Consider the following 26,608-nt stretch of genomic DNA (forward strand, 5'->3'; position numbering starts at 1 on the left):
GTTGACGAGTCCCCGCACTCGTCAACCGCGCACGGGCGCGAAGCGCCTCCCCAACCCATTTTTCGAGGAGAACTTCTATGACCGTTCGCGTCGGCTACTTCCCGCACAACAACTCCCTGTTCGTCCTGCGTCACCGCGGCATCCTCGAGCGGACGCTGCCCGACGTGGAATGGGTTGACCTGCGCGCCCTTCCGGAGGCCGAGGCGGTGGATCCCAAGACCGGCCTGCCGAGCCTGCACTCCGACTGGCTGTTCACCGAGGGCGGCTACGACGTCATCGGCACCGGCTTCACCCCGCCGCTGACCGCGCTCGCGAAGGACCACGACGTGGTCTACATCGGCATCTCCGGACCCCGCGTGGAGAACGGCCGTCTGGTGGCCCTCGCGAGCTCCGGCATCGAGACCGCCGCCGACCTTCGGGGCAAGCGGGTGGGGATCGCGCACGGCTCCTGGCAGACCACGCTGCTGTTGTTCGCGCTGGAGCAGGCCGGGCTCACCTGGGCCGACGTCGAACCGGTCGACACCGGCGTGAACGACGGCTCCGAGGCGCTGCTGCGCGGCGACCTGGACGCGTGGGTCGGGGCCTACCCGGGCCTCGAGGCGCTCGAGAAGTCCCACGAGCTGCGGACCCTCGTGGACACCGAATCGCTGTTCAGCCATCCGTCGCTGTGGTTCACCCGCCGGGATTTCGCGGAGAACAACCGCGAGGCGCTCGAGGCGGTCATCGCGGCCCTGCAGGAGTCCGATGCGTGGGTCGAGGCCAACCCGCGCGAGGCCGCGCAGTACTTCGTCGACGATGCGCTCGCCCGCGGCGATCGGGCCGACCTGGACCGCTGGGAGCGCGCGCTGCGTGGCCGCCCGTTCGGCCTGAACCAGGTCAGCGAGGCGTTTCTGGACGAGCAGCAGCGCGCCGGGGAGTTGTTGGCCGCCAACGGGCTGCTGTCGAGGCCGGTCGACGTGCGCGCCGCGGTGGTGCCGTGGATCGGCGAGTTCGTCGAGGCCGCCCGCGTCTAGGCGGCTACGCCGCCCGTGCGCGGTTGACGAGTCCCCACACTCGTCAACCGCGCACAGGCGCGAAGCGCCTCCTTCGGGGCGGTGTCCTGGCACGATGGACCTCATGGACGAGGTGAAGTACGCCGAGGACCTCCTGGTCGGCGACGTCATCGATCTCGGCTCGCACACCGTCGGCGAGGCCGAGATGGTGGCCTTCTCGACCGTGTGGGATCCGCAGGACTCCCATCTCGACGCGGAGGCGGCCGCCGACGGCTATTTCGGCGGACTCATCGCCAGCGGTATGCACACCACCGCCGTCTACCAGCGGCTCGCGGTGCTCGGCGCCTATCGGAACTGGAGCGTGATCGGCGCGCGCGGGCTGCGCGACGTCCGGTTCCTGCGTCCCGTGCGCCCAGGGGACGTGCTCACCGGCCTGCTGGTGATCGACGAGGTCGAACTGGACGATCGCGGCCGGGGGCTGGTGACCACTACCGGCCAGCTGGCGGACGATCAGGGCCGGGCGGTGTTCAGCCTGCTCACCGAGCTGTACCTGCACCGCAGGCCCTGACGCAGCCTTTATCCGCGCAGGCTCAGGAAGAACGCCCGCACGTCGCCCACCAGCAGCTCCGGCACCTCCAGCGCCGCGAAGTGTCCGCCCTCGTCGAACTCGCTCCAGTGCACGAGCGTCGGGTGCGCCTTCTCCGAGATGCTGCGGACCGGACGGACGATGTCGTGCGCGAACACCGCCATCCCGAGCGGCGCGACGCCGGTCGGTCCGTCGCTGCGCGGTCCGCCGGACTCGAACGTCAGCCGCGCCGAGGATCCGGCCGTGCCGAAGAACCAGTGCAACGAGACGTTGGTCAGCAGCGTGTCGTCCGGCAGCGGGTGCGCCGGGTCCGTCCACTCCCGGACCTTGTCGGCGATCCAGGCCAGCTGCCCGGACGGCGAGTCGGTCAGGGAGTAGGCGATGGTCTGCGGGCGGGTGGCCTGCATCTGCATGTAGCCGGGCCTGTTGGCGAGGAAGTTTCGGATGACCTCGACCCGCGCCGCGTCGTCGTCGGAGAGCCCGTCGGTCGCGACGGGTCCGTGCGGCAGGTAGTTGACGTGCACGCCGATCACGTTCTCGGGCGCCACGATTGCGAGCTGCTGGGAGACGCCGGAGCCCCAGTCGCCGCCCTGCGCGCCGTATCGCTCGTACCCCAACCGGTTCATCAGCTCGGCGAAGGCGCGGGCGACGCGGGCGGTGTCCCAGCCGCGGTCGCGGGTCGGGCCGGACGGTCCGAAGCCGGGGATCGACGGGATCACCAGGTGGAAGGCATCCGCGGGATCGCCGCCGTGCGCGCTGGGGTCGGACAGCGGGCCGATGACGTCGAGGAATTCGATGAACGAGCCCGGCCAGCCGTGGGTGAGGATCAGCGGCGTCGCGTCGGGCTCGGGGGAGCGGACGTGCAGGAAATGCACGGTGGCGCCGTCGATCTCGGTGACGAACTGCGGGTGGCGGTTGAGGGTGGCCTCGTGTGCGCGCCAGTCGTATCCGTCGCGCCAGTAGTCGGCCAGCTCCCGCATCCGGCCGAGCGGGATGCCGTAGTCCCAGCCGGCCTCGTCGAGCTGGTCGGGCCAGCGGGTGCGGGCCAACCGGTCGCGCAGGTCGTCGAGCGCGGACTGCGGGATGTCGATCCGGTACGGGCTGATGGTCGTGTCGGGCATCGGAACCTCCTGGCTTGATTGTTGGTGACGCCAACGATAACAGAACTTGTTGGCGTCGCCAACGGTTACTAGGATGGTGCGCATGGAGTCCATCGATGACGGCCCGCCTGCCACGCTGCGACGCTCGCCGACCTGGCTGATGGGGCAGGCGGGCATCGAGGCCCAGCGGCTGCTCAACGAGCGGATGGCCGAGGCCGGTGCGCACCGGTGGCACTACTCGGTGCTGTCCGCGCTCGCCGAGCACGGTCCGCTCAGTCAGGCCTCGCTCGGCCGCCTCTGCCGCCTCGACCGCAGCGACATAGCCGCCGTGGTGGGCGAATTGGAGGGCGGCGGGTATCTCGTGCGCGAGCCGGATCCGGTGGACCGGCGTCGCAACATCGTCACGATCACCCCAGAGGGGGGTCGGCGCCAGCGGCGGCTGGGGGCCCTCGCGGTCGAGGCTCAGGAGGATCTGCTCGCGCCGCTCGACGCGGGGGAGCGCGAGGAGTTGGTCGCGCTCGTCGAGCGACTGGTCGAGCATCAGGTCGAGCGGCGAGGGTCCGGCTGGGCCTAGGTCCGGGCGCTAATTATGTTCTCGCGCAATGCTTTTGCCGCTCCCGTCGGCGGTGAATTGAGGTTAACTTCAGTATTGACGGCGGGTATCTGTGTGGTTACTATCCAGTAAGTTTGTGACGGCGGCCACCTGGGCGATCGAGCGTCACCGGAGAATCCATGGGGGGTTCGAGTAACGATGCGCACACGGATGGCTCGACGAGGGTCGCTGTCGCGGACCGGAACCTTGGCCCTGGCGGGAGCCCTGGCGATCGGCCTCGCCGCCGCGCCGGGCGGCGTCGCATCGGCCGACCCGAGCGGGGGAGCGGACGGCGCGAACTGGCTGGCCACCACCGACGCCCGGCCGGAGTACCCGGTCGTCGCGATCGACTGGGACGTGCCGATCACCATGAGCGACGGGACGGTGCTCAAGGGCAACGTCTATCGCCCCGCGGACGCCTCGGGCAAGCCGATCGACACCAAGATGCCGTCGATCCTGAACGTGACGCCGTACACCAAGCTGGTCAGCAACCTGGTCGACTCGATGATGGCCGTGCCCGGACTCGAGAACACCCTCGTCGACCTGGTCAACTCCTACGACCTCGCCGGCACCCCGCTGGACGGCGTCGGCGAGACCGCGAAGGTGCTCACCGGCGGCGGCATGCGCGTCTTCGCGGTGAACCGGGACCTCATCCGCAGCGGCTACACGCAGGTGGTCGTCGACACCCGTGGCACCGGATTCTCCCAGGGACAGTGGCAGACGCTCGGCCCGCGTGAGCAGCAGGATTCCGTCGAGATCATCGACTGGGTGAGCAAGCAGTCGTGGTCGAACGGCAAGGTCGGCATGGCGGGCGTGTCCTACTCCGGGATCAACTCCCTGCAGGCCGCCGGCTACCGCCCGCCCGCACTGAAGGCGATCTTCCCGGCCGAGCCGGGCAACGACCTGATCCGCGACATCGTCGGCACCGGAGGCGGACTCGGCGTCGGCTTCATGCCACTGTGGCTCGCGCTCGTCAACGGGACCAAACTCATTCCCGACATCCAGTCCCTCGTGCAGGGGCGGTTCGACCAGCAGTGGGTGCAGGACCGGTTGCGCGACCCGCTCACGCTGATCGCCGAGCTCGGCGAGGTGATGACCGCCCCGACGGTGAACGATCTCGATCCCACCACACTGCGTGTGGCGCAGGACGGCGGCTTCTATCAGGAGCGGAAGGCCAACGTGGAGAACATCGCGGTGCCGACCATGCTCTACGGCGCCTGGCATGACATCTTCGCCAACAGCGAGCCCCGCGTCTACAACGCGATTCCGCTGCCCGCCGGTCAGAAGCAACTGATCATGAGCGACAACTACCACGTCACCTTCGGCGGCGGATTCGGCGAGGCGGGCGCCCCACCGCGGCTCGACGTCCTCGAGCGGGCCTGGTTCGACAAGTGGCTCAAGGGAACCGACAACGGCATCGACCGCTACGGCCCTGTCACGCTGTACCAGCAGGGCAACGGCTGGACGACCACCGACCAGTTCCCCCGCGCGGGCGTGGAGTACCAGCGGATGTACCTGTCGGATGCGCCGAGCGGGACCGCGGGCCACGCGGCCCGCGACGGCAGCCTCGTCGCGACCACACCCCCGAGTTCGGCGCGGCTCACGGCCGCCCCGGGGCTGCGCGGGTTCTGCTCCCGCGACGGCGCGCAGGGCACCGCTGGCATGACCGTGATCCTGGGCTCGGTGTGCAGCAAGGACTCCCGGTTCCAGGAGGCCGAGGGGCTCGCGTTCACCAGTGCCCCCGTCGCGGAGCCGACCGAACTGTCCGGGCCGGTGAACCTGCACCTGGAGACGGTCCTCGACGCCCCCGACGGCTTCTGGGCGGTCACCCTCAACGACGTTGCGCCCGACGGCACCTCGACCACGCTCACCAACGGTGCCCTCACCGCGTCGCTGCGCGAGGTCGACGATGCGCAGAGCCAGCGGTCGGCGAACGGGGACTACACCGAGCCGCACCACAAGCTGACGGTGTCCGCGCGCAGGCCCGTCATCCCGGGTCAGGTGACGCCCGTGGACATCAACCTGGTGCCCACCGACGCGCTGCTGAAGCCGGGGCACCGGCTGCGGGTGGACGTCTACGCCGCCAGCGTCCCCCGGTACCTGCCGCTCGGTCCGATGATGGCCGACGGCCAGAACCGGCCGCAGCACGTGCAGCTGTCGCCGGAGCGGCCCAGCTTCCTGAACCTGCCCCTGGTCGGGGCGCGCCCCTGGTAGCGGTGGGGCGCTACTTCTGCCCGGCCATGATCAGCTTGGCCGTGGTCTCCAACCGGTCGGCGATCTGCGTGTAGGACTCGTAGCCCATGCCCGCCCGGACGAGCGCCCCGGACCACGCGATCTCGAGCGCGTCGAGCACCTCCGGGGCGTGCCCAGGGCCGAGGGCGCCGATCAGGCGGCCCCTGATGTCCATCCCGATGCGCAGGCGCAGGTGCTCGACGTCGGGGTCGTCGCCCAGGATCGCCGTGGTGCTCGCCGCGGCCAGGGCCGGCTCGTCGGAGACCAGCAGCGCGACGTCGCGCAGCACCTGGCAGACCCGGGCGACCGGATCGAGGTCGGTGGGCACCTCCCGCGGGACCTCGTTCAGGCGCCGCCAGAACACCTCCGCGACCAGGTGGCTCTTCGACGAGAAGTAGGTGTACGCGGTGGCCGCGGCGACGCCCGCCTCCGCCGCCACCATGCGAACGGTGAGGCCCGAGAATCCCTGCTCACGGAGCACCGCGACCGCGGCCGCGGTCAGCTTGTCGACGGTCTCGGCCTGCTGCTCGGTCAGGCGCCGGCGAGTGGATTCGAACTTAGCTTCGCTAGACACATGTCCAGACGCTACTGGAAGCGGGACGCCGCGGGCAAAGGGGACGCCACCGGCTCGGCCCGCTCACCAGCCTGCGGGCAGTGCCGTGAAGTCCGGCTGACGGCCTTCCGCGAACGCGGTGAGGGCCTCGATGTTGGCGGGTCCGCCCATCAGCTCGGCGAAGCACGCGTTCTCGCGCTCACGCGCGGCGTCGATCTCCGCCCGCAGCGGCGCGGTCATCGTGCGCTTGACCGCGACCAGGCTGGAGATCGGCTTGGCCGCAAGCACTTCGGCGTGCCGACGGGCCTCGGCCATCAGCTCGTCCGGCTCGCAGACCCGCCAGACCAGTCCCATCTCCTTGGCCTGCGCGGCGTCGATCCACTCCGAGGACATCAGCAGCCAGGCCGCGTTCTGCCTGCCGACCAGCCGGGGCATCAGGTAGCTCGAGGCCGCCTCGGGCGCGACGCCGAGGCCGGTGAACGGGCATTTGAGCTTGGCGGTGCTCGACATGAAGGCCAGGTCCGCGAAGCCGAGCATCGTCGCACCGAGGCCGAGCCCGATCCCGTTGACCGCGCAGATCAGCGGCTTGGGGAACTCCACCAGCGCGTCGAGCAGCCCGGGGAATCCGTGCTTGCCCGGCCGGAAATCGGGATCGGTGGTGCGGGCCTGCATCTCCCGCAGGTCCGTGCCGGCGCTGAACGCCCGCCCGCTGCCGGTGAGCAACAGCACCGCGACGTCCGGGTCCTCGGCGGCCGCGCGGAGGGCCTCGGTGGTGGCGTCGTAGAGCGCCTCGTCGAACGCGTTCAGCGCGTCCGGCCGGTTGAGGGTGATCGTCCGGACGCGCTTGTCGTCGGTGATGAGGAGGCTCATCGTTGGATGCTAGAACGTGTTGCAGTTTGTGGGAAGGGCTCCAGTGTCGACGGCGGGCGGGGCGGTGCTGCCCAGACGGTCCCTCCCGGCATCGTTAGCATGGGCACCAAGTAGCGACCGGCCGACAGACGCGGCCCGGTCCGGACATCTCAGAAGGCGGTCGACGTCGTGAAGAAGTACCTCCCCAGCTGGCACGACGACGAGGTCCGTGCGCTGTCCGAGCTCGCGGCCGGATTCTTCGAGCGGGAGGTGGTGGCGCACAACGAGAAGTGGGACGCGCAGCACCGCATCGACCGCGAGGTGTGGCTCAAGGCGGGCGAGCTGGGCCTGCTGTGCTGCTCCATCCCGGAGGAATACGGCGGCGGTGGCGGCACGTTCGCGCACGACCTCGCGGTCTTCGAGGCCCAGGGCTACGCCGGAGACCTCGCCTTCGGGATCTCCGTGCACAGCGGCATCGTCCCGCACTACATCGCCGAGTACGGCACCGAGGAGCAGAAGAAGACGTGGCTGCCGGGGATGGCGACCGGCGAGATCCTGGCCGCCATCGGCATGACCGAGCCCGGCGCGGGCTCGGACCTCAAGGCCATCAAGACCACCGCGATCCGTGACGGCGACGACTACATCGTCAACGGCTCCAAGACGTTCATCACCAACGGTGCCTCAGCCGATGTGATCGTGCTCGTCGTCAAGACCGACCCCAAGGCCGGCGCCAAGGGCGTGTCGCTGCTGATCGTCGACCTGCGCGACTGCCCCGGGTTCGTCGTCGGGCGGGTGCTGGACAAGGTCGGCCAGCACGGCGCCGACACCTCCGAGCTCTCGTTCACCGACGTGCGGGTGCCGGTGTCGAACCTGCTCGGCGACACCGAGGGGCAGGGCTTCGGCCAGCTGTTGGCGCAGCTGGTGCAGGAGCGGCTGATCATCGGCGCGCAGGCGTCGGGCGCGATGAACCGGGCGGTGCAGGAGACCGTCGCGTACACGAAGTCGCGGCAGGCGTTCGGGCACAGCCTCTTCGAGTTCCAGAACACCGCCTTCGAGCTGGCCGAGTGCCAGACGATCGCGCGCACCTGCGAGGTGTTCCTCGACCACTGCATCCAGTCGCACCTGCGCGGCGAGCTGGACCCGTCCGAGGCGGCGATGGTCAAGTACTGGCTCACCGAGCAGCAGTGCGCGGTGATCGACCGGTGCGTCCAGCTGTACGGCGGCTACGGCTACATGCGCGAGTACCTGATCGCGCGGATGTACGAGGACGCCCGCGTGCAGAAGATCTACGCCGGGGCCAACGAGGTGATGAAGGGGATCATCGCGAAGTCGCTGTAGGCCCGGCCCCGGCCGGCCCGCTCAGTTCGACTGCCGGAGTAGGTCGGCCGCCCTCTCCCCGATCACCACGCACGGCGCGTGGGTGTGGCCGCGGATGATGGTCGGCATGATCGACGCGTCCGCCACGCGCAGTCGATCCACCCCGCGCACCCGCAGCTCGGGATCGACGACACTGGCCGCGTCCTTGCCCATCCGGCAGGTGCCCGTGGGGTGATAGAGGGTGTGCGAGTTGCGCTCGAGGGCGGTCGCCAGCACCTCCTCGAGGGGCGTCGGGGAGGTCACGGCGGGCCGGATCATCTCGCCGAGGCGGGATTTCAGCGCCGGGGCGGAGGCCAGCGCCTCGCACACCCGCAGGCCCTCGAGCATCGCGCGACGGTCGACGCCGCCCGCGTCGCTGAGGTAGCGCGGATCGATGATCGGCTTGTCCGCGTGGTCGGCCGACCGGAGCGTGATCTCGCCGCGGCTCTCCGGCTTGAGCAGGATCGTTCCGAGGATCGCGGCGTGCTCGGTGCCTGGTACCAGGCCCTCGTCGAAGAACGGGGCGGGCGCGAAGATCATCTCCAGGTCGGGCAGCGCGAGTTCCTCACGGCTGCGGGTGAATCCGTAGGCCTCGCCGACATTCGAGGTGAGCATCCCGCGGCGTCGCGCCAGGTAGTTGGCGAGCTCGGGGAGTTTCTCGGCGGTGAAGAGCGAATCCGAGTCGACGCGGTAGCCGAGCATCGAGACCAGGTGATCGGACAGGTTGCGGCCCACCTCCGGCAGGTGGTGCCGCACGGCGATGCCGTGCCCGCGCAGCTGCTGCTCGTCGCCGATGCCGGACAGCATCAGCAGTTGCGGGGTGTTGATCGCGCCGCCGGCGAGCACCACCTCCCTGCGGGCGCGGACCGTGCGGCGCACGCCGCCCTGCACGTACTCGACCCCGACGGTGGCCGATCCCTCGAACAGCACCCGGGTCGCGGTGGCCTCGGTGAGCACCGTCAGGTTGGCGCGCTTGCGCGCGGGCGCGAGGTAGGCGTCGGCCGTGCTCCATCGGGCGCCGCGCTTCTGGGTGACCATCGTCTGTGAGAAGCCCTCGGGTTGGGCGGTGTTCGCGCGCTCCACCGGGAATCCCGTCTCCCGCGCCGCCTCCAGGTAGGCGCCGGTCAGCGGTCGGGGGGAGCGCTGCCTGCTCACCGTCAGCGGGCCGGTGGTGCCGGCGTCGTCGGTGGCGGCGCCCTCCACGTTCTCGATCCGGCGGAAGTACTCCACCACCTTGCCGAAGGACCAGGAGTCGTCGGCGAGTTCGGCCCACTCGTCGTAGTCGGCGGCGAAGCCGCGCACCCACATCATGGCGTTCATCGACGACGAACCGCCGAGCGTCTTCCCCCGCGGCCAGTAGATGCTGCGTCCGCCGAGCCCGGGCTGCGGCTCGGTCAGGTAGTCCCAGTCGACCTCGCTGCGGAACAGCTTGGAGAAGGCCGCGGGAATGTGGATGAACTTGTCCTTGTCCCGCGGACCGGCCTCGAGCAGGACGACCTCGGTGCGCGGGTCGTTGCTGAGCCGACCGGCCAGCGTGGCGCCGGACGAACCGGCGCCGACGATGACGTAGTCGACGACTGACGATTCCTGGATCATGCGTTCATCTCCACATCGAGAAGTGTTGGGGGGAAAGTGGTTCTCGCCGCGGCGCGGAACCGTCGGTCTCAGCCGCGCAGCGCCGACGCGAAGATTGCGGGCAGCCGCGCCCACGACGGCTTGCCCGCGAACTCGGTCAGCCGCCGCCCGGTGCCTGCCGCGGTCCGGTTGGTGACGAACCACGGCGGCTTCGGCGAGATCGACCATTCGCGGTGCAGCAGCGATCGGGGGGAGGGCCGGAACGGCCCGCGCACCACGGTGCGCTCGGGCCGGTCGATCAGCAGCGCGTTGTGCACCACCCCGATGCCGCTCTGCACGTCGCTGAGGGTGTGGCCGGGGAACGCGCCCCAGGTCGCCGCGGGGGTGAGGTAGCCGACCCCGGTCCACGCGTTGACCGCGATCGTGCCGTACCGCAGCGACTCGAGCAGCGTGTCGAACCGCGTCCCCATCGAGTCGATGGTGCCGGGCTCGGCGATGATGTTGACCCCGAGCGTCCCGACGAACTGCTCGTTGACCACCTCGGCTGCGCGGGTCGCGAACTGCTCGCCGTCGTGCGGCAGCTCGATCACGCCGAGCACCGGCCCGAAGTACTCGGTCTGCAGCAGCGGGGTGAACTCGTCGGGCTGCAGACCCGACACCAGCACCCGGCCGCCCTGGCGGCCAAGGCGCTCGGCCTTCGGGTAGGACTGCGCGGCCGAGGCGACTCGGTCGTCGCTGCCCGGGTAGTAGGCCGGGCGGGCGGGGGCGCGGTCGACGGCGGCGCGCAGCGCGGCGACGAACTCATCGCGTTGCGGCCACCGCGAGGACAGCACGACCACCTGCGAGGCGATGCAGTTGTAGCCGCCGTTGTGCAGGCGCTGCGTCGCGATGTGCTCGGCCTGGAACTCGATGTCGGCGCGGCTCCAGGTGCCGGGCAGCACGATGGTCGGCGACACCCCACCCAGCTCGCTGGTCATGCCCTTGTCGAGGACCGGCTCGCCTGCCGCCTTGCGGCGCGCGCCCTCCTCGCCGGTGCCGAAGACGATCGCGTCGTGGGTGAGCGCGCTGCCGGTCATGTGCACGTGGTCGACCAGCCGATGCCGAGTCAGGTAGGTACCGACGTCGGCGCCACCGGTCAGGATGCGGACCGCGCCGATCCCGATGAACGGCTCGAGCACCTTGGTGAAGACCGGCAGCATCCGGTCCATGATCGGGTTGAGCTTGAGCGCGACGACGCGGTTGTGCGCGAACAGTTCGTACAGGGTGTCGAGCGGCGCGATCGAGGTGATGTTGCCCGCGCCCAGGACCACCCCGACGCCCTGCGTCCGGGTCGGATCGAGCTGGGCGAGGCCCGCCTCGCGCTGTGCCGTCGCACGATCGACGCCCGGCTGCAGCCACACGTCGGCGCTGAACCCGCTCAGCAGCAGCCTGTCGAAGACGTTCATCGGCAGGGCCCGCACGGTGGTGCGGCCGCCTGGGGCGGTGCCGAAGGTGGCGTCGGTCAGCGGACTGGTACCGGATTCGAGCTTGTCGAGGCTGGCGGACAGCACCGTCGCGGCGGTGGCCACGGAGTACGGCCCGGATATCCACTCCTCGCCGACCAGGGGGGAGTCGGGGTCGAGTCCCTTGATCTGCACCGCGGCTGCCACCCATTCGGCCGCGTGCTGCACCGTGAGATCGCGGACCTGGTCGAGCAGTTGGCGCCGGTGGCCAAGGGACAGACCTGCCCAGGCCTTCTCGCCCTCGACGAGGTCGGCCAGGGCCTGATCGATGGCCGGGTGGGTGCTGGCGGGGTCGTGATCGGACACGGGACAACTCCGTTCGATTCGAGTCGGGCGGGGGCCGGACTCGTCGGATCTTCTACTGTGATCCTCGTCCCATCCGGCGCCGCGCGCCATAGGCGGAGGGCGTCGATGTCGGCGGGCTCTTTGTGCGACCGCACAAATTGCTATGGCGTGGATCACTCCCGGGCGGCTACCCTGGGGCGATGGTCGTCAGCCCCGAACTCGCTCCACCCTCGCCCACCGAACTACTGCGCGACATGCGCGCCTCGGTGGACGCGCTCGCCGACGAACTGGTCGCCCGCATCGTGGCCGCCGAGCAGGACTACGCCGACGCGTCGCTACTGACGCCGGAACAGTTGCGGTCCGCGTGCTGGGACAACCTCTCGTCGATGCTCGCGAACCTCGACGGCACCGCACCGATCCGGCTGGAATCGGCCCGCGCGGCCGGGCGGATGAAGGCGGAACAGGGTGTGTCGCTGGCCGCGCTGCTGCACGCGTTCCGGCTCGGCGGGCGGCTGATCTGGGAGGAGCTGATGGCGCGGTCGGACGGTCGCGCCAGCCGCTGGCTGCTGGACATGGCCGAGCAGGTCTGGGCGCTGGTCGATGTCTATTCCGACGCCGCGGCCGACGCCTACCGGGAGGCGGCCGACACGAGGGCAAGGGAGGACGCCGAGGCGAGGCGGCGGCTGATCCGGACCCTGTTCGCGAACCACGCCCTCAACCCGGCGGGTGTTGCGGATGCGGTGCGGGCGTTCCGGATTCCCGAGCGGGGTGCCTTTCTGATTGTGTCCGTGCGGGATTCGGCGTCCTGCCCGTCGGCGGACGCGCTGCGATCGAGGCTGAACGGGGTCGGCGTCGACTCGGTGTGGGACACCGAGGTCGACGGTCGCCTCGGCCTGCTGTGGGCACCGGCCGAGGCGGCGCTGGACGCGGCGCTCGCCGCGCTCGGCGAGATCGGCGGCGGACCCGTCGGGGTGAGCCGCGGGTTCGCTCGGCCGGGCGGCATCGGTGAGGCGGTGGAGCAGGCCAGGCAGGCCAGGAGCTGCACGCCCGACGGCGCGGGCGACCCGACGCGCTACGACTCGGTTCCGGTGCCGCTGCTGGTGATCCGTCAGCCGGATGCCGGTCAGCTCGCCGTCCGTCAGGTCCTGGGGCCGGTGCTGGCCCTGCCCGCCGACGAACAGCGCAACCTGTTGTCGACCCTCGAGGCCTGGTTCGCCGCCCGCGGATCGACGACGGCCGCGGCCGCGCAGCTGCACTATCACCGCAACACCGTGCTGTACCGACTGCGCCGGATTCAGGAGCTGACGGGTCGGGACTTCTCCGACCCGGTGCACGCCGCCGAGCTGTACGTCGGGCTGTGCGCCCACCGGCTGCTCGGCGCCGGGCGGGAGTGAGCCCGCGCGACGACCGCGCGGAGACGGCTATTCTGGGCCGAGTGACGCCGAAGCCGGTCCGCCGGCCCCGGAGTCCGGGGGATCAGTAGTCAATCCGGGGGGATTTCATGGGGGCGGTGGACGGCGGCTGCAGTGCGCTGCTGGCTGAGATCGACGCGTTCTATCAGGGGTTCGGCCAACCGAGGGCGCTGACCGACGCGATGCGGTCGTCGGTGCTGCTGATCCCGGTGACGGACGACGACCGGCTGCTCACCAGCACCGTCTGCGAGCTCGACTGGATCTGCGCGTTCACCGGCGAGGGCGAGTACGCCCGGTACCTCGCCGCCCGAGGGGACCGCGAGGGCCGGGCCTTCCGCGCCCTGCTCGGCGACCGGATCGTCGACGAACTTCTGCCGGGGCTGCCGAACCCGACCGGGGTTGTCGTCGACATCGCCGGTCCGTCGCCCATGGCGTTCCCGCCCGCCGAGGTCCGGTCGTGAGCGACGAACTCGGGGTCGACCCGCAGGTGCTGGTGCAGGCCGCCCAGGGCATCACCGCGATCACCGGATCGCTGGAGGGGCTCGGGATCGGCGAGACCGCCGCGGTCGGGCGAGGCTTCTCGTTGCTGGCGCTCTCGCCGATGGAGGCGGGCAAGCAGGAAGTGCAGTCGGGGCTCGAGGAGTTCGCCGAGCGCTGGTCCTGGGGCGTCCGGAGCCTGGTGCAGTCGGCCAACGAGATCGCTCGGGTCCTCGAGCTGGACGCGGGCATGTATCACGAGATGGAGCAGAAGGTCTCGGACACCTTCAAGACGATGTGGACCCACGTCGCAGGCAACCCGCACCTGAGCGGCGAGGAGATCGCGGACCGCAGCTGGGAGGACACCCTCGCGGACAACCCCGTCAACCACGTGCTCAACCCGGACTACAGCGCGGAGTCCTTCGCGGCGGCGGCGCAGACGATCCAGGCCAACAACGAGGTGATCGAACAGGTTGCGCCGCAGGCGTTAGCGAACGTGTCGCCGCAGCTCGCCGGCGCCCTCGGGGTGGACGCGGAGCAGGGATGGAACACCGGGGCCGCCGAGCGCGCGGCGGAGATGACCGCGGCGGGAGGGGGAACCGGTGAGCTGGCTCAGTGACACCTGGGACGACGCCACGGGGGCGATCGACAGCGCGGGCGAGTTCGTCGAGGACGCCGTCGAGTCGGGCATCGAAAGCCTGGGGCAGGCTGCCGATTCCGGCCTCGACGCCGCCTCCGGCGTGGCCCGGCGGCTCGGTGCCGACGGCGTCGCGGACGCGCTGACCGATCTCGGCGATCAGGTCGCGAGCCTGACCGGCGGCGCCGTCGACGAGCTCGAGCTCGGCCAGACCGAGCAGCCGAAGGAACTGATCCGCGGCGAACCCGCGGCCATCGCCGAGGCCACCACCACCCTCAACGAGCTCTCCAGCAGCATCGGCTCTACCGGCGACGCGCTGCGCACGATCGATGCCGCCGGTTGGACCGGCACGGCCGCAGATGGATTCAACGCCGTCTACGACAAGCAGCCGGGCCTGTGGCACGAGGCCGCCGACGCGATGAGCGCCGCCGGGCGGAGCCTGACCTCGTGGAGCTACACGGTCGAGGCGGCACAGGCCCGGGCGGCCGAGGCGGTCGAGCTGTGGCGGCAGGCCGAGCGGGAGGAGCTCGCGAGGAAGACCGCCTACGCCGCGCTCGGCGCCGACGGACAGGCGGGCACCGAGCTCGTCGACAGCTGGAGCGCGATGAAGGACGGGGCCCGAGAGCTCCTGCGCGGCGCCCGGATCGAGCGCGACGGTGTCGCAGGGCAGGTCGCGGGCGCGCTGTCGCAGGCCACCGCGGCCGCCCCCACCGAGCCGCCGTTCACCGAGCGGATGGTCGCCAATCTCGCGGACGCCACCGATGCGCTGGAGGTCGCCAAGACGAACTTCGGTGCCGGCCTGCTCACCGGGCTCACCGGGATCGTGCAGTTCGTTCGCCAGGTCAATCCCACGGACCAGTACAACCTGACGCACCCCGCCGAGTACGGGGCGGCGATGTCGGACCTGGCCACCGGGCTGTTCGTCGCTGCGGCCGATCCCGGCGCCGTGGTGTCCGCGATGCTAGACGATGCGCTGAACAACCCGTTCGAGTTCGCGGGCAGCCTCACCGGGGACGCGATCCTGACGGCCGCGACCGCGGGTGCCGGCGGCGGCGTCGCCGCGGCCAGGTCGGTCGAGCGGATGGTCGACGCCGCGGGCGATTTCGCCGGGCCGGCACGGCTGGCCGACACGGTCGCGGACGCGGGCAGGCACGTGCCGACACCCGAGGTGCCGCCTGCCGGCATGTCGGATGTCGTCGCACCAGAAGCGTCGCGGGCAGAATCGCATTCGATAGAGGTGACTGAACCTGCTTCAACGTCACACAACGAGGTCCTGACTCAGGAAGTGCACGATCGGATCGTGGACTTGGAGAAGGGGGAGCGGCCAGATCCATCGGAGTATCTATCGCCCGACTACATCGAGCATCATCTTGCGCAGTTCGATGATGGTGCAACACGATTCGTTACGGAGAATAACCTCGAGAAGTACGGGATTGCGCAGAGGGATGGGACTGCCTTCGTCATGCCCAATGCAGAAGCTGACGCCTTGATCGGAACTTCTGGAGGCGATCCACGCGCGCTCGAGGATGCCCTGGGGCTTCCTGAGGGCTTCCTTGACTCAAACCAACTTGTGCGCGTTGACATCGCTGACCCGGGTGAGCTCAATGTCAGGGTTCCATCAGGTAACGAGGCTGGGGCAAATGAGCTTTGGATACCAGGTGGGAAGTTGCCCAATGGAAACCTGGAGGCTGTAATTGACGCTGGAAACATCGACAAGGATCAGTACTCGACAACAAAACTCGAATCAAAGGGAGTGAACTAGCTTGAAGTTCAAGGACACGCTGGTCCTCAGGGATGAACGCTTCTCTATCGGTGTTGAACTGGAATCTGGCAGGCGCTACGTCTCATTCCCGGTAAGCAATGGAGTCGTGGACTACGAAGAGTATTACGAGATCAATCCAGATGAGTATGAGCGGTTCTTGCTGAATCCAGGTGAGGCAAGGGGTTTCGTGGACGAGTGTCGACGTCACACAAGGGATGATCTCCTCATTATGAAGCCAGGTAAGAATCGTGGCACTCCGATTTGATAGATCGCTTATGCTCGGACGATTCGACTGAGCTCGACGCTCCCAGCAACCTGACTCTTGAAGAGTGCGCGGTGGCCGATGCCGGCGCCAAGCAGGCCGCGGACGAAGCGGGTGTGGACAGCGACCGCACCAGCGACCAGAGCTGGGCGGCTCGCGACCCCGTAGACGTCGCGACCGGTGAATACCTGCTCCCGGAAACCGATCTCACCCTGCCCGGCGTCCTGCCGCTGGTCCTCGGGCGACGGCACCGGTCCGGCTACCGGTTCGGGCGTTGGTTCGGGCCCAGCTGGTCGGCAACGCTGGACCTGCGGATCGTGGTCGAGGAGTCGGGCGTCGCCTTCCTCGCCGAGGGCGGCGTGATGCTCAGCTACCCGCACCCCGAGGTCGGCGCCGAGACGCTGCCCGCATCGGGGCAGCGCTGGCCGCTGACCCGCACCGAGACCGGCGGCTACCGGGTGCACGATCCGGACCGCGACCTCACCTGGCACTTCGCCCCCAAGGCGGAGCTGGGCGGACTCGATTCCGCGCTGGGCAACCTCGCGATCAGCGCGATCACCGACCGACACCGCAACCGCATCCTGTTCCGCTACGGACCGGACGGCGCACCCACCGAGATCACCCACTCCGGCGGCTACCGCGTGGTGGTCGAGACCGCGGGCGGCCGGGTCACCGCGCTGGTCGTCGCAGACGGCGGCGCCGCCACGGTCGTGCGCCGATTCGGCTACGAGGCGGGGCATCTCGTCGCGGTCACCAAGGGCGACGGCGGCACCACCCGCTACGGCTATGACGCCGACGGTCGCATGCTGACCTGGACCGACAGCAGCGGCAACCGGATGGTCAACACCTACGACGTCGAGGGACGCGTCGTCCTCCAGCAGGGCACCGCCGGGATCCTCGACTCCCGGTTCGACTACACCGGCACCCCGGACGGCGCGGGCCGGATGACCGTCGTGACGGACTCGACCGGCGCCGCCACCACCCACGGCTTCGACAACGACCTGCGGCTGCGCGACCTCGTCGACCCGGCCGGGGCGCACACCCACACCGACTACAACGCCCGCCGCGAACCGCTTCAAGTGCGCACGCCCGACGGCGCGACCACCGCGTATCTGTACACGCCCGACGGCGACGTCGGGCGTGTAACCCGACCGGACGGCGCCGTGCTGGCGGTCGAGTACGCCGCGCCGAAACGACCCGCCGCGGTGCGCAACCCGGACGGCACCACCACCAATCGGGAGTGGGACGGCGACGGCAACCTGATCGCCATCGTCGATGAGGCGGGCGCCCGGACGGGGTACGGCTACCACCCGGGCGGATCGCTGGCGAGGGTCACCGACCCGACCGGCGCCACCACCTTCATCGATTGCGACGAGGCCGGGCTGCCCGCGGTCGTGACCGACCCGAACGGTGCGGTCACCCGCATCGTGCGGGACGGATTCGGGCGACCGGTCGCCGTCACCGACCCCACCGATGCCACCATCTGCTACCGCTGGTCGGCGGACGGCCGGATGATCGGACGAACCCACCCCGACGGCGCCGAGGAGTCGTGGGAGTACGACGGCGAGGGAAACCTGCTCGCCCACAGCGACGCCGGCGGCGCCCGCACGGTCTACGAATACGGCGACTTCGACCTGCTGTCCGCGCGGACCGATCCCGACGGGTCCGTGACCCGCTACGCCTGGGACACCGAACGCCGCCTGACCGCGGTCACCAACCCGCTCGGCGATACCTGGAGCTACCGCTACGACCGCGCGGGGCGGCTGGTGTCGGAGACCGACTTCACCGGCGCCACCACCGCGTACACCCACGACGCGATGGGCCGGGTGGCGACGGTGACGACGCCGACCGGCGTCATCCGCACCAACACCTACGACGTCCTGGGCCGGCTCACCGCAGTGCGGGCCGACACGGGGGAGTACCTCCGGTTCGGGCACGACCTGGCCGGGCGGCTCACGGTGGGCGAGTCGGGAACCGGCGAGACCGCTACCCACACCGCCGATTTCGAGTACACCGCGACCGGCGCGCTGGCGTTGCAGACGGTGGACGACGAGCTGGCGCTGCGCTTCGAGCACGACCTCGCGGGGCGGCGAACCCGAAGGATCTCGCCCGGAGGGGGAGACACCACCTGGCGCTGGGACCCGGCCGGGCGGCTGGCGGCGTTGACCACCGACGGGCACCGCCTCGACTTCACCCACGACGCGCGCGGCGCGATGACGGGGTGGCGGGTCGGCGAGCTCGCGGTCGAGCACACCCACACGGCGCGCGGGCAGCTCGCCGCCCAGTCGGTGATCGCACGCCCGACATCGGCGCTGAACCTGGGGCTCGGCCCGGGTCCGGCCTCGACTCCGACACTGCTCCGGGAGGACGCCTACGGCTACCGGTCGGACGGCTACCTCGCCGATCACACCACCGTGCGCCCGGACGCGACGCTGCGCCGCGACTACACCCTCGACCCGGTGGGGCGGGTGACCGCCGTCGCCCAGAATGGCTCCGCGGCTGAGGGTTACGCCTACGACGGCCTCGGCAACATCACCGCGGCGGGGCCGGCCGGGCAGGAATGGGACCGGCGCGAGTGCCGCGGCAACCTGCTGATTCGAGACGGCCGCACCCGGTATCGCTACGACGCGGCGGGGCGGCTGATCCGCAAGACCACCACCCGGTTATCGCGGAAGCCGGACGTCTGGCACTACAGCTACAACGCCTTCGACCAGCTCGTCGAGGCGATCACCCCGGACGGTCAGCGCTGGCGGTACACCTACGACGCGCTCGGTCGCCGAACCACCAAATCGCGGCTCGGAGACGACGGCGCGGTGCTCGAGTCCACGCGGTACGCCTGGGACGGCACGCAGCTCGTGGAGCAGCGGCTGGGCGAGGCGGTCACCACCTGGAATTACCGCCCCGGCACCTTCACTCCGTTGACCCAGGCGTCGAGCCAGGGCGACGTGGACGCCGAGTTCTACGCGATCGTCACCGACCTCGTGGGCACCCCGGTGGAGCTGATCGACCCGGACGCGGTCGACGTCGCCGGGTCCGCGACTTCGGATCTGTGGGGCCGGACGAGGTGGGACGGTGCGTCGACGCCGCTGCGGTTCCCCGGCCAGTACCACGACGACGAGACCGGCCTGCACTACAACCTGCACCGCTACTACGACCCCGCCACCGCCCGGTATGTCACGCAGGATCCGCTTGGGCTGGCGCCGGCGGCGAATCCGAGTGCGTACCCGCACAATCCGACGGGGTGGACCGATCCGCTGGGGTTGGTGCCGGAACCTTGCCGCGGTAACCGTCCCCCGAACATGTCTCCTGAGAGCGCGGGTCGGGATGGCGCATTCAACCAGGCGAAGCGAGACCTCGGCATCCCTGTTAGTCAACAGCCATCTGCGGTTGAGCCGAATTTCGACCGCAGGGGCGTCCTGCAACCTGGCCGGAACTACATCTTTGACGTGCCGATTCCAGGTGGGGGCACGCAGACGACGTTCATCCGAGACGATGCCCAAGGGCATATCTTTGTCGACGACCCGACACAGAACCGCGGGCCGCACTTCAACACACCGAACGGCGATCACTATGACTAGTGATGGCGAGAGAATCTCACTGAATCGAGCAGTGGCCGAATCAGTTCCTCTTCTCGAAGGAACTGCTGGCGACGATTCACGATTTGGTGTTGTCGGGATTGAAGTTCGTCGAGTGGGGTCAGAGACGATCCCGGCCGCTGTCGCCATCGCCGCCGGTACGCTGAGCAACGCTGTGCCTTCTCTGCTCGCAGGCCAACTGATTCTCGTCGGAGCCTCTCAACCCCTTGCGCCCTTCAATCGGCTTGGCGCTCTCACAATGAAACGTGAATCACTATGGAATCGTTGGGAGAATAACGGTGCAGTCCTGCCGTCCGGCGATCGGCAAGACTTTCAGTTGGATCGAACCGACGAGCTGTTGCAATTCGGTGGCTGGTTGGTGACCGACGCTGCGGACTTTGGCGCTGCTATTGAGATCACTCGCGAACGCCCGGCCGTTCTCCTTCTGGTGCCTTCAGGGTTCGTTCTCGGTGATCTTGTTTCCTCGATCGAGGACGTTCGCCAGGTATCTGTCGATGGCAACTCACTGGTGAGTCACTTCGTTCCGTTGCTTCCGGAAGATGGGACGCTGATTCGAGGATTTGGGTCATTTGACGATCGGGTTGTCGGCATCGATGTCTACGCGGATGACCAAGTTCTCGATGGCATTCAATCGGGTGTCGAGCGCTGGTTGTCCAGTGATGGTATTGAGTCCTGATATGAGTCAATTTGTGGTTCGTAATGTGTGCGGTTTCTTCTTTCCCGGGAGGACCAACGCGCGCAGGCGTTACTCGCACTCGAGGGCGTCGATGCTTCTTCGCTCTTGTCCGGGCAGGTCAAAACGGTGGCCCGAGTAGGCGGGTCAGTCGGCAGCGGTGACGAAACCCTTGTCCACCAACCACGCTCGGGCCACGTCGGCCGGCTCCTGGCCCTCGACCTCGACGCGGCGGTTCAGCTCGGTTATCTCCTGGTCGGTCAGCTCCGCGGAGACCGGCGCCATCACCTCCGCGACCTGCGGGTGCGCCTGCGCGAATCCCTCACGCATGATCAGTGCCGGATTGTATTTCGGGAAGAAGGAGCGGTCGTCGTCGAGCAGGACCAGGTCCAGCGCGATGATCCGGCCGTCGGTGGTGAACACCTCGCCGAACTTGCACTGAGTGCCGTCCGCGGTGGCCTGGTAGATGATGCCCGTCTGCAGGATCTGCTTCTGCGCCTTGGTCGGATCGAAGTCGTAGGCCGCGGCCATACCTGGATAGCCGTCCTGGCGGACGTTGAACTCGGTCTCGACGCAGGTGGTCGCCGCGGCCGGGTCACGCTTGACCAGATCCGCGTACTCGGAGAGCGTCCGCACCCCGGTGGCCTCCGCGGTGGCTCGGCTGGTGGCCAGGGCGTAGGTGTTGTTCATCGGCGCGGGGTCGGTCCACACCAGGCCGTTACGGGCGAGGTCCTCGTCGCGCACCGCCTCGAATTGTGCGGTGGGGTCGGGGATCGGGTGCTCGTGTCCCAGGTAGTTGATCCAGCCGGTGCCGGTGTACTCGTAGGTGAGGTCGATCTGGCCGTGGACCTGCGCGTCGCGGGTGCTATTGGAGCCCTGGATGTTGGTGAGGTCGCGGATGTCCGCGCCGGCCGCGGACAAGGCGAACTCGATGATGTACCCGAGGATGATCTGCTCGGTGAAGTCCTTGGAGCCCACCGTGATCGGGGCGCCCTCGAGCTCGGGGACAGGAGTGATGCTGCCCGGGCCGACCTTTAGGGGCAGCGCGCCGCCGGACTCGAGCCCACAGGAGGCGAGCGTGACGGCAGTCGCCGCGACCATCGCGAACGCTGCGACCTTACGCAGCAGGAGCTTCCGGCGTCCGGCCATGTCAACGCAATCCCTTCGGGCCGAGGTAGACCTCGGCGAGGGCGCCGAGCCAGTCGACGAGCAGGGCCAGCGAGACCGCGAGTACGGCACCCACCACCAGGGTCACGTTGTCGCGCAATTTGTACCCCGTGTCGATCAGGACGCCGAGCCCGCCGGCGCTGACCAGGAAGCACAGGGTGGCCGTGCCGACCGCCAGTACGAGCGAGGTCCGCAGGCCGGCCAGGATGTACGGAACCGCCATCGGGAACTCGACGCGGCGGAGTACGGTGCGCGCCGACATGCCCTGGCCGCGGCCCGCGTCGATCAGCGTGGGATCCACCTGCTGATAGCCGAGGATCGTGTTGCGCAGAACCGGAAGTAGCGAGTAGAAGGCGATCGGCAGCACCCCGATCCAGAACCCGGTGGTGCGGGTGGCGAGGTAGAAGAGCACCAACAGGCCGATGGCCGGGGCGGCGGCACCGATGTTCGCGATGCCGACGAACACCGGTGCCAGCCGGGTCCAGCCCGGCCGGGTGAGCAGCGTGCCCAGGGGTACCGCCAATGCCACCACGATCACCACCACGGCGACCGTGATCAGCACGTGCTGCCAGGTCAGGGTCGCCAGATTGGCCACGCTGATGCTGGCCTGCTGGGTGGCGTTCAGGTCGCGGCTGAACGCCCACGCCAGGACCCCACCGGTCAGCAGGAGAACCAGCACCGGCTGGGCGAGCAGGCGCATCCGTTCGGCGCGGCGGTCGGCGGCCGCGGCGTGGTCGACGACGGCCACATCGGTGGCGGCGACGCCCCCGCCCGGCGCGGGGCCCCGCGGGGACGTCTCGGTGCTCACGGGGCCAGTTCCTCGGGAGCGCGCTGCGCCCCACCGGGCTCGTCGAGCGCGCTGGGGCCCGGGTCGGAAAGGTCGTCGTGGTCGTCCGCGTGCTCGTCGCGCAGCTGGCGCAGGTTCTCCACCAGGGTGTCGATGGTGATGAGGCCGACGTACTCGCCGCGACGTCCGGTCACGACCGTGGACGCGCTGGACTCTGCGAGCAGGGCCTCGAGGGCGTCCTGCAGCGTGGACTGCACCGAAAGGATCTCGCCGACCGGATCACCCACGTCGCGCAGCGAGTCCACGGTGGCAAGGTGCGCGGGGGAGACCCAGCGGACCGGGCGGTTGCGGGCGTCGAGGATCAGGCCCCATTGCCGTCGGCGGGCGAGCAGGGCCCGGCGCATCTCGTCGACGGAACCGTCCTCGTGGGCGGTCGGGCATTCGATCAGCCGCACGTCCCGGACCCGGCTCAGGGTCAGTTGCTTGAGGGAGGCGTCGGCCCCGACGAACCCGGCGACCATGTCGTTGGCGGGGTTCGCCAGGATCGCCTCCGGGGTGTCGTACTGCATGATGTGAGACTGGCTACCCAGCACCGCAATTCGGTCGCCGAGCTTGACGGCCTCGTTGAAGTCGTGAGTGACGAAGACGATGGTCTTGCCGAGCTCGGACTGCAGTCGCATCAGCTCGTCCTGCAGCAGGCCCCGAGTGATCGGGTCGACGGCGCCGAACGGCTCGTCCATCAGCAGCACCGGTGGGTCCGCCGCCAGCGCGCGGGCCACCCCGACCCGCTGCTGCTGACCGCCGGACAGCTGTCGCGGATACCGGTCCCGGTAGGTGTCGGGGTCGAGGCCGACGAGGTCGAGCATCTCGTCGGTGCGTTCGGCGATGTGTTTGCGGTCCCACCCGATCAGGCCGGGCACGGTCGCGACGTTCTTGGCGACCGTCAGGTGCGGGAACAGGCCCGCCTGCTGGATGGAGTAGCCGATGCCGCGGCGCAGTTGGTCGGGGTCGATCGACAATGCGTCCTTGCCGCCGATGGTGATCCGTCCCGACGACGGCTCGATCAGCCGGTTGATCATCCGCATGGTGGTGGTCTTCCCGCACCCGGAGGGTCCGACGAACACTACGGTCTCGCCGGCGGGGATGGTCATCGAGACGTGGTCGACCGCGGCGTCCACCTGCCCGGGGTAGCGCTTGACCACGTCGTCGAGGACGATCTCGACCCCGTGGGTGTGGTCGTGGTGCGCGGCGGTGCCCTTGCGCGACGCGGTGTCGGTCACCGGATCCCCCTCGAGGTGGTGAGTCGGCCGAGCAGGACGTAGAGCCCGTCCAGGACCAGGGCCAGGACGACGATGAGCACGGTGCCGGTCAGTGCCTGCGGAACCGCGGTCGGGCTGCCCACGCGGGACAGGCCCGAGAAGATGAGGTTGCCGAGGCCCGGGCCTTTGGCGTAGGCAGCGATCGCCAGGATGCCCATCAGCATCTGGGTGCTCACCCGGATGCCGGCCAGGATCGAGGGCCAGGCCAGCGGCATCTCGATCCGCCCGAGCACGCGAAGGCGGTTCATCCCGACCCCACGCGCGGCGTCGGTGATGGCCGGGTCCACCGAGGCGAGACCGATGATGGTGTTGCGGATGATCGGCAGCAGGCCGTAGAGCACCAGTGCGGTGACGGTCGGGCGCACGCCGAGGCCGAGAATCGGGATGAGCAGACCCAACAACGCGAACGAGGGCACGGTGAGGATGGTGCTGGCCAGTCCGGTGGCCACCGCGGATCCGATCGGGCTGCGGTAAACCATGATGCCGATGCCGACGGCGATGATCGTCGCGATCACGATCGATTGCACGACTGCGCTCACATGGAGGTAGGAATCGGTGACCAGTTGGCTGCGTCGCGCGAACACAAAGTCCCACCAGGCCTGAAAGTCCACCGGCGACACCTCCGTCCGCACACCCGCCGACCACCACATTGCTCGCAGGTCGGCCTCCGCGCAAAGAAACGCGAAACGTGGCGTGTCAGGTTTTGAACACGCAACGGCGCCCCAACCGAGGGTTGGGGCGCCGTTGCGGTCTGCTGAGGTTCAGCCGCGCATCACGACTTGACGGCGTAGGACCGCTGGAACGCGATCCCGGGAGTTTCAGCCCTACGCCCCCGTCCGCAGCTCCCGCTTGAGCAGCTTCCCGCTCTGGTTCCGCGGCAACGCGTCGACGAACTGGATGTTCTTAGGCACCTTGAACGGCGCGATCCGCTCCTTCACGTGCCCGATCAGGGCCTCGGCCGTCACCGGCTCGTGGTCCTCGCGCAGCACCACGACGGCGGTGATCGCCTCGATCCACTTCTCGTCCGGGGTGCCGATCACCGCGACCTCGGCGACCGCCGGGTGGGTGTAGACGGCGTCCTCGACCTCGCGGGAGGCGACCAGGATGCCGCCGGTGTTGATGACGTCCTTGATGCGGTCGACCACGGTGATGAAGCCCTCGGCGTCGCGGGTGACCAGGTCGCCGGAGTGGAACCAGCCGTCGCGGAACGCTTCCGCCGTCGCCTCCGGGTTCTCCCAGTAGCCCTGGCACAGCTGCGGCGACCGGTACAGCACCTCGCCGGACTCGCCGTCGGGGACGTCGTTGCCCTCGGCGTCGACCACCCGGGTCTCGACGAAGAACACCGCGCGCCCGCACGAGGACGGCCGGGCCTCGTGCTCCTCGGGCTGCAGCACGGTCGCGAGCGGGCCGATCTCGGACTGCCCGAAGCAGTTGTAGAAGCCGAGGTTCGGGTAGCGCTCGCGCAGTCGGTTGAGCACGGTGACCGGCATGATCGAGGCGCCGTACTGCGCCTTCGTGAGCGAGGACAGGTCGCGGGTCTCGAGGTCCTGGTGGTTCGCCAGCGGCACCCACACGGTCGGCGCGAGGAACAGCGAGCCGATCTTCTCGGCCTCGATCCGGCGCAGGATCTCCGGGATGTCCGGCGCCGCCATCAGATTCACCGTCGCACCCACGGACAGGTAGGGGATCGTGAACACGTGCATGCCCGCGGAGTGGTACAGCGGCATGCAGACCAGCGGGTTGTCGTCGGCGGACAGGCCGAGCGCGATCACCGACGAGACGTACTCGTGCACCAGCGCGCAGTGAGTCATCATGGCGCCCTTGGGCTTCGAGGTGGTTCCCGAGGTGTAGAGCAGCTGCACCAGATCGGTGGAGGCGGCCTGCGGCTCCAGTGCCTGCACCTCGCCGGTGCCGCTGAGCTCGAGCAGCGAGCCGTCGGCGTCGCGCAGCGGCAGCACGTGCTCGATCGCCAGGGCGTCGCGCACCGAGTCGAGGGTGCCGCGCAGGGCGGGGTCGACCAGGACGGCCCGCGCCCCGGACTGCGACACCAGGTAGGTCAGTTCCTCGCCCTTGAGGGCGTAGTTCACCGGCACGTGCACCAGGCCCGCGCGGGCACACGCGAGGAAGCCGATGACGTAGGCGTCGGAGTTGGTGCCGTACGCCGCCACGCGGTCGCCCGGCGCGAGGCCGAGCGCCAGCAGGTGGCCGGCCGCGCGGGTCACCGCGTCGTCGAGTTCGCGGTAGGTCCGGCTGCGACCGTCGAAGGTCAGCGCGGTGCGATCGGGGAACTTGGCGGCCGAGCGGCGGAGCACGCCGTCGACGGTGTTGGTGCGCGGATCCTGACTCATGGACGTCAGGCTATCGGACGTCCAACTATCGCGATAGGGGTTGCTTTTCTGCTCAGATTGTGGCCCAGGACACGCACTCGTCCGGGCGCCGGGGGCGGAGGAACCCCCAGGTACCGGCACCGGTCAGTCCGCACCAAGTCGTCACCAAGTGGCCGTGCACAGACTCGGGACATGACCGTCACACCCGCACTGCTATTGCGCGAGCCGCCGCGCCCGTCCGGGGCACGCGAGGGCAGTGTGTGCCGTCCGCCTTCAGGAGGACACCCGGTGGCGGACGGCACACACTCAACGGCCTTCGAGCGCGCAGTGTCAGAGCACTATCCCGACGGCCGTTGGAACAGGTGCCCCGCGGGGTGGTCCGTACCGGATGCCACTACCCGCGGGGCGGGGGAGGTCAGCTACTTCCGAGTGAGCCGCTGCCGGTGCTACTTCCGAGTGAGCCGGTGCCACCGGGGTTCTGCGGATTTGGGCCGCCCGCAGCGGTGATGGTGACGGTGTGTGCTGCCGTGGTGTGCTGCTTGCCGCCTTCGGTGGTGAGGACGGCGG

The 26,608-nt window shown here is 69.4% G+C and carries 22 protein-coding genes; 12 read left to right on the forward strand and 10 right to left on the reverse strand.

Annotated features, from left to right (window positions below):
• Window positions 1-77 precede the first annotated feature (77 nt).
• Both ACWFRB_RS02710 and ACWFRB_RS02715 read left to right on the forward strand, forming a co-directional pair.
• Window positions 78-1,013, forward strand: a complete 936-nt coding sequence (locus ACWFRB_RS02710; protein WP_452638650.1) for an ABC transporter substrate-binding protein — start codon at window positions 78-80, stop codon at window positions 1,011-1,013.
• Between the two features lie 94 nt (window positions 1,014-1,107).
• Window positions 1,108-1,560, forward strand: coding sequence for a MaoC/PaaZ C-terminal domain-containing protein (locus ACWFRB_RS02715; protein ID WP_452638651.1), 453 nt, complete (start codon window positions 1,108-1,110; stop codon window positions 1,558-1,560).
• Between the two features lie 8 nt (window positions 1,561-1,568).
• On the opposite strand, the gene ACWFRB_RS02720 is transcribed toward ACWFRB_RS02715, so the two are convergent.
• The gene (locus ACWFRB_RS02720; RefSeq protein WP_452638653.1) at window positions 1,569-2,699 is read right to left on the reverse strand and encodes an epoxide hydrolase family protein; all 1,131 of its coding nucleotides are present in this window, start codon (window positions 2,697-2,699) and stop codon (window positions 1,569-1,571) included.
• 82 nt (window positions 2,700-2,781) lie between these two features.
• On the opposite strand from ACWFRB_RS02720, the gene ACWFRB_RS02725 reads away from it, so the two are divergent.
• A complete protein-coding gene (locus ACWFRB_RS02725) occupies window positions 2,782-3,252 on the forward strand; it encodes a MarR family winged helix-turn-helix transcriptional regulator (protein WP_452638655.1) in 471 nt (156 codons plus the stop codon).
• A 189-nt stretch (window positions 3,253-3,441) separates the two neighbouring features.
• The gene (locus ACWFRB_RS02730) at window positions 3,442-5,484 is read left to right on the forward strand and encodes a CocE/NonD family hydrolase (protein WP_452638657.1); all 2,043 of its coding nucleotides are present in this window, start codon (window positions 3,442-3,444) and stop codon (window positions 5,482-5,484) included.
• A gap of 10 nt (window positions 5,485-5,494) precedes the next feature.
• Here ACWFRB_RS02730 and ACWFRB_RS02735 read toward each other — a convergent pair whose 3' ends face one another.
• Together ACWFRB_RS02735 and ACWFRB_RS02740 are read right to left on the reverse strand one after the other, a co-directional pair.
• A complete protein-coding gene (locus ACWFRB_RS02735; RefSeq protein ID WP_452638659.1) occupies window positions 5,495-6,076 on the reverse strand; it encodes a TetR/AcrR family transcriptional regulator in 582 nt (193 codons plus the stop codon).
• Between the two features lie 63 nt (window positions 6,077-6,139).
• The gene (locus ACWFRB_RS02740; RefSeq protein ID WP_452638660.1) at window positions 6,140-6,925 is read right to left on the reverse strand and encodes an enoyl-CoA hydratase/isomerase family protein; all 786 of its coding nucleotides are present in this window, start codon (window positions 6,923-6,925) and stop codon (window positions 6,140-6,142) included.
• A 168-nt stretch (window positions 6,926-7,093) separates the two neighbouring features.
• On the opposite strand from ACWFRB_RS02740, the gene ACWFRB_RS02745 reads away from it, so the two are divergent.
• On the forward strand, window positions 7,094-8,242 hold the full coding sequence (locus tag ACWFRB_RS02745; protein WP_452638662.1) for an acyl-CoA dehydrogenase family protein: 1,149 nt from the start codon (window positions 7,094-7,096) through the stop codon (window positions 8,240-8,242).
• A 21-nt stretch (window positions 8,243-8,263) separates the two neighbouring features.
• Here ACWFRB_RS02745 and ACWFRB_RS02750 read toward each other — a convergent pair whose 3' ends face one another.
• Both ACWFRB_RS02750 and ACWFRB_RS02755 read right to left on the reverse strand, forming a co-directional pair.
• Window positions 8,264-9,856 (reverse strand): GMC family oxidoreductase, encoded by a 1,593-nt coding sequence (locus ACWFRB_RS02750; RefSeq protein ID WP_452638664.1) that lies wholly within the window; start codon window positions 9,854-9,856, stop codon window positions 8,264-8,266.
• 68 nt (window positions 9,857-9,924) lie between these two features.
• Entirely contained in the window at window positions 9,925-11,643 is a 1,719-nt protein-coding gene (locus ACWFRB_RS02755) for an aldehyde dehydrogenase family protein (protein ID WP_452638665.1), read from the reverse strand.
• 179 nt (window positions 11,644-11,822) lie between these two features.
• Here ACWFRB_RS02755 and ACWFRB_RS02760 point away from each other — a divergent pair, with 179 nt between their 5' ends.
• The 7 genes from ACWFRB_RS02760 (at window position 11,823) to ACWFRB_RS02790 (ending at window position 20,444) form a co-directional block, all read left to right on the forward strand.
• Complete coding sequence (locus ACWFRB_RS02760; protein WP_452638666.1) at window positions 11,823-13,016, forward strand: PucR family transcriptional regulator; 1,194 nt, start codon at window positions 11,823-11,825, stop codon at window positions 13,014-13,016.
• 107 nt (window positions 13,017-13,123) lie between these two features.
• Window positions 13,124-13,495 carry an SseB family protein gene (locus ACWFRB_RS02765; protein WP_452638668.1) on the forward strand — a complete coding sequence of 124 codons (372 nt, stop codon included), beginning with the start codon at window positions 13,124-13,126 and terminating at the stop codon, window positions 13,493-13,495.
• Window positions 13,492-14,130 carry a hypothetical protein gene (locus tag ACWFRB_RS02770; RefSeq protein ID WP_452638669.1) on the forward strand — a complete coding sequence of 213 codons (639 nt, stop codon included), beginning with the start codon at window positions 13,492-13,494 and terminating at the stop codon, window positions 14,128-14,130. Before ACWFRB_RS02765 ends, ACWFRB_RS02770 begins: the two co-directional genes overlap by 4 nt.
• Complete coding sequence (locus tag ACWFRB_RS02775; protein ID WP_452638670.1) at window positions 14,114-15,910, forward strand: putative T7SS-secreted protein; 1,797 nt, start codon at window positions 14,114-14,116, stop codon at window positions 15,908-15,910. The genes ACWFRB_RS02770 and ACWFRB_RS02775 overlap by 17 nt, the downstream gene beginning before the upstream one ends.
• A gap of 1 nt (window position 15,911) precedes the next feature.
• Entirely contained in the window at window positions 15,912-16,175 is a 264-nt protein-coding gene (locus ACWFRB_RS02780) for a hypothetical protein (RefSeq protein ID WP_452638671.1), read from the forward strand.
• 71 nt (window positions 16,176-16,246) lie between these two features.
• Window positions 16,247-19,750: an RHS repeat-associated core domain-containing protein gene (locus tag ACWFRB_RS02785; protein WP_452638673.1), complete on the forward strand. Its 3,504-nt coding sequence runs from the start codon at window positions 16,247-16,249 to the stop codon at window positions 19,748-19,750.
• Between the two features lie 31 nt (window positions 19,751-19,781).
• Window positions 19,782-20,444: a hypothetical protein gene (locus tag ACWFRB_RS02790; protein ID WP_452638675.1), complete on the forward strand. Its 663-nt coding sequence runs from the start codon at window positions 19,782-19,784 to the stop codon at window positions 20,442-20,444.
• A gap of 144 nt (window positions 20,445-20,588) precedes the next feature.
• Here ACWFRB_RS02790 and ACWFRB_RS02795 read toward each other — a convergent pair whose 3' ends face one another.
• From ACWFRB_RS02795 to ACWFRB_RS02815, 5 genes are all read right to left on the reverse strand, one after another.
• Window positions 20,589-21,542: a glycine betaine ABC transporter substrate-binding protein gene (locus tag ACWFRB_RS02795; RefSeq protein WP_452638824.1), complete on the reverse strand. Its 954-nt coding sequence runs from the start codon at window positions 21,540-21,542 to the stop codon at window positions 20,589-20,591.
• Between the two features lie 49 nt (window positions 21,543-21,591).
• Window positions 21,592-22,308, reverse strand: coding sequence for an ABC transporter permease (locus ACWFRB_RS02800; RefSeq protein WP_077043810.1), 717 nt, complete (start codon window positions 22,306-22,308; stop codon window positions 21,592-21,594).
• A 104-nt stretch (window positions 22,309-22,412) separates the two neighbouring features.
• Window positions 22,413-23,675 carry an ABC transporter ATP-binding protein gene (locus tag ACWFRB_RS02805; RefSeq protein WP_209927124.1) on the reverse strand — a complete coding sequence of 421 codons (1,263 nt, stop codon included), beginning with the start codon at window positions 23,673-23,675 and terminating at the stop codon, window positions 22,413-22,415.
• On the reverse strand, window positions 23,672-24,364 hold the full coding sequence (locus ACWFRB_RS02810) for an ABC transporter permease (protein ID WP_179800705.1): 693 nt from the start codon (window positions 24,362-24,364) through the stop codon (window positions 23,672-23,674). Before ACWFRB_RS02810 ends, ACWFRB_RS02805 begins: the two co-directional genes overlap by 4 nt.
• A 174-nt stretch (window positions 24,365-24,538) precedes the next feature.
• Complete coding sequence (locus ACWFRB_RS02815) at window positions 24,539-26,062, reverse strand: acyl-CoA synthetase (RefSeq protein ID WP_452638677.1); 1,524 nt, start codon at window positions 26,060-26,062, stop codon at window positions 24,539-24,541.
• Window positions 26,063-26,608 lie beyond the last annotated feature (546 nt).

The organism is Rhodococcus sp. NPDC055112 (assembly GCF_053607505.1).

What these genes read in the sequence shown, in the direction of transcription:
- ACWFRB_RS02710 (WP_452638650.1), top strand. Translation starts at nt 78, where the DNA reads ATGACCGTTCGCGTCGGCTACTTCCCGCACAACAACTCCCTGTTCGTC.
- ACWFRB_RS02715 (WP_452638651.1), top strand. Translation starts at nt 1,108, where the DNA reads ATGGACCTCATGGACGAGGTGAAGTACGCCGAGGACCTCCTGGTCGGC.
- ACWFRB_RS02720 (WP_452638653.1), bottom strand. Translation starts at nt 2,699, where the DNA reads ATGCCCGACACGACCATCAGCCCGTACCGGATCGACATCCCGCAGTCC.
- ACWFRB_RS02725 (WP_452638655.1), top strand. Translation starts at nt 2,782, where the DNA reads ATGGAGTCCATCGATGACGGCCCGCCTGCCACGCTGCGACGCTCGCCG.
- ACWFRB_RS02730 (WP_452638657.1), top strand. Translation starts at nt 3,442, where the DNA reads ATGGCTCGACGAGGGTCGCTGTCGCGGACCGGAACCTTGGCCCTGGCG.
- ACWFRB_RS02740 (WP_452638660.1), bottom strand. Translation starts at nt 6,925, where the DNA reads ATGAGCCTCCTCATCACCGACGACAAGCGCGTCCGGACGATCACCCTC.
- ACWFRB_RS02750 (WP_452638664.1), bottom strand. Translation starts at nt 9,856, where the DNA reads ATGATCCAGGAATCGTCAGTCGTCGACTACGTCATCGTCGGCGCCGGT.
- ACWFRB_RS02760 (WP_452638666.1), top strand. Translation starts at nt 11,823, where the DNA reads ATGGTCGTCAGCCCCGAACTCGCTCCACCCTCGCCCACCGAACTACTG.
- ACWFRB_RS02765 (WP_452638668.1), top strand. Translation starts at nt 13,124, where the DNA reads ATGGGGGCGGTGGACGGCGGCTGCAGTGCGCTGCTGGCTGAGATCGAC.
- ACWFRB_RS02795 (WP_452638824.1), bottom strand. Translation starts at nt 21,542, where the DNA reads ATGGTCGCGGCGACTGCCGTCACGCTCGCCTCCTGTGGGCTCGAGTCC.
- ACWFRB_RS02800 (WP_077043810.1), bottom strand. Translation starts at nt 22,308, where the DNA reads ATGCGCCTGCTCGCCCAGCCGGTGCTGGTTCTCCTGCTGACCGGTGGG.
- ACWFRB_RS02810 (WP_179800705.1), bottom strand. Translation starts at nt 24,364, where the DNA reads ATGTGGTGGTCGGCGGGTGTGCGGACGGAGGTGTCGCCGGTGGACTTT.
- ACWFRB_RS02815 (WP_452638677.1), bottom strand. Translation starts at nt 26,062, where the DNA reads ATGAGTCAGGATCCGCGCACCAACACCGTCGACGGCGTGCTCCGCCGC.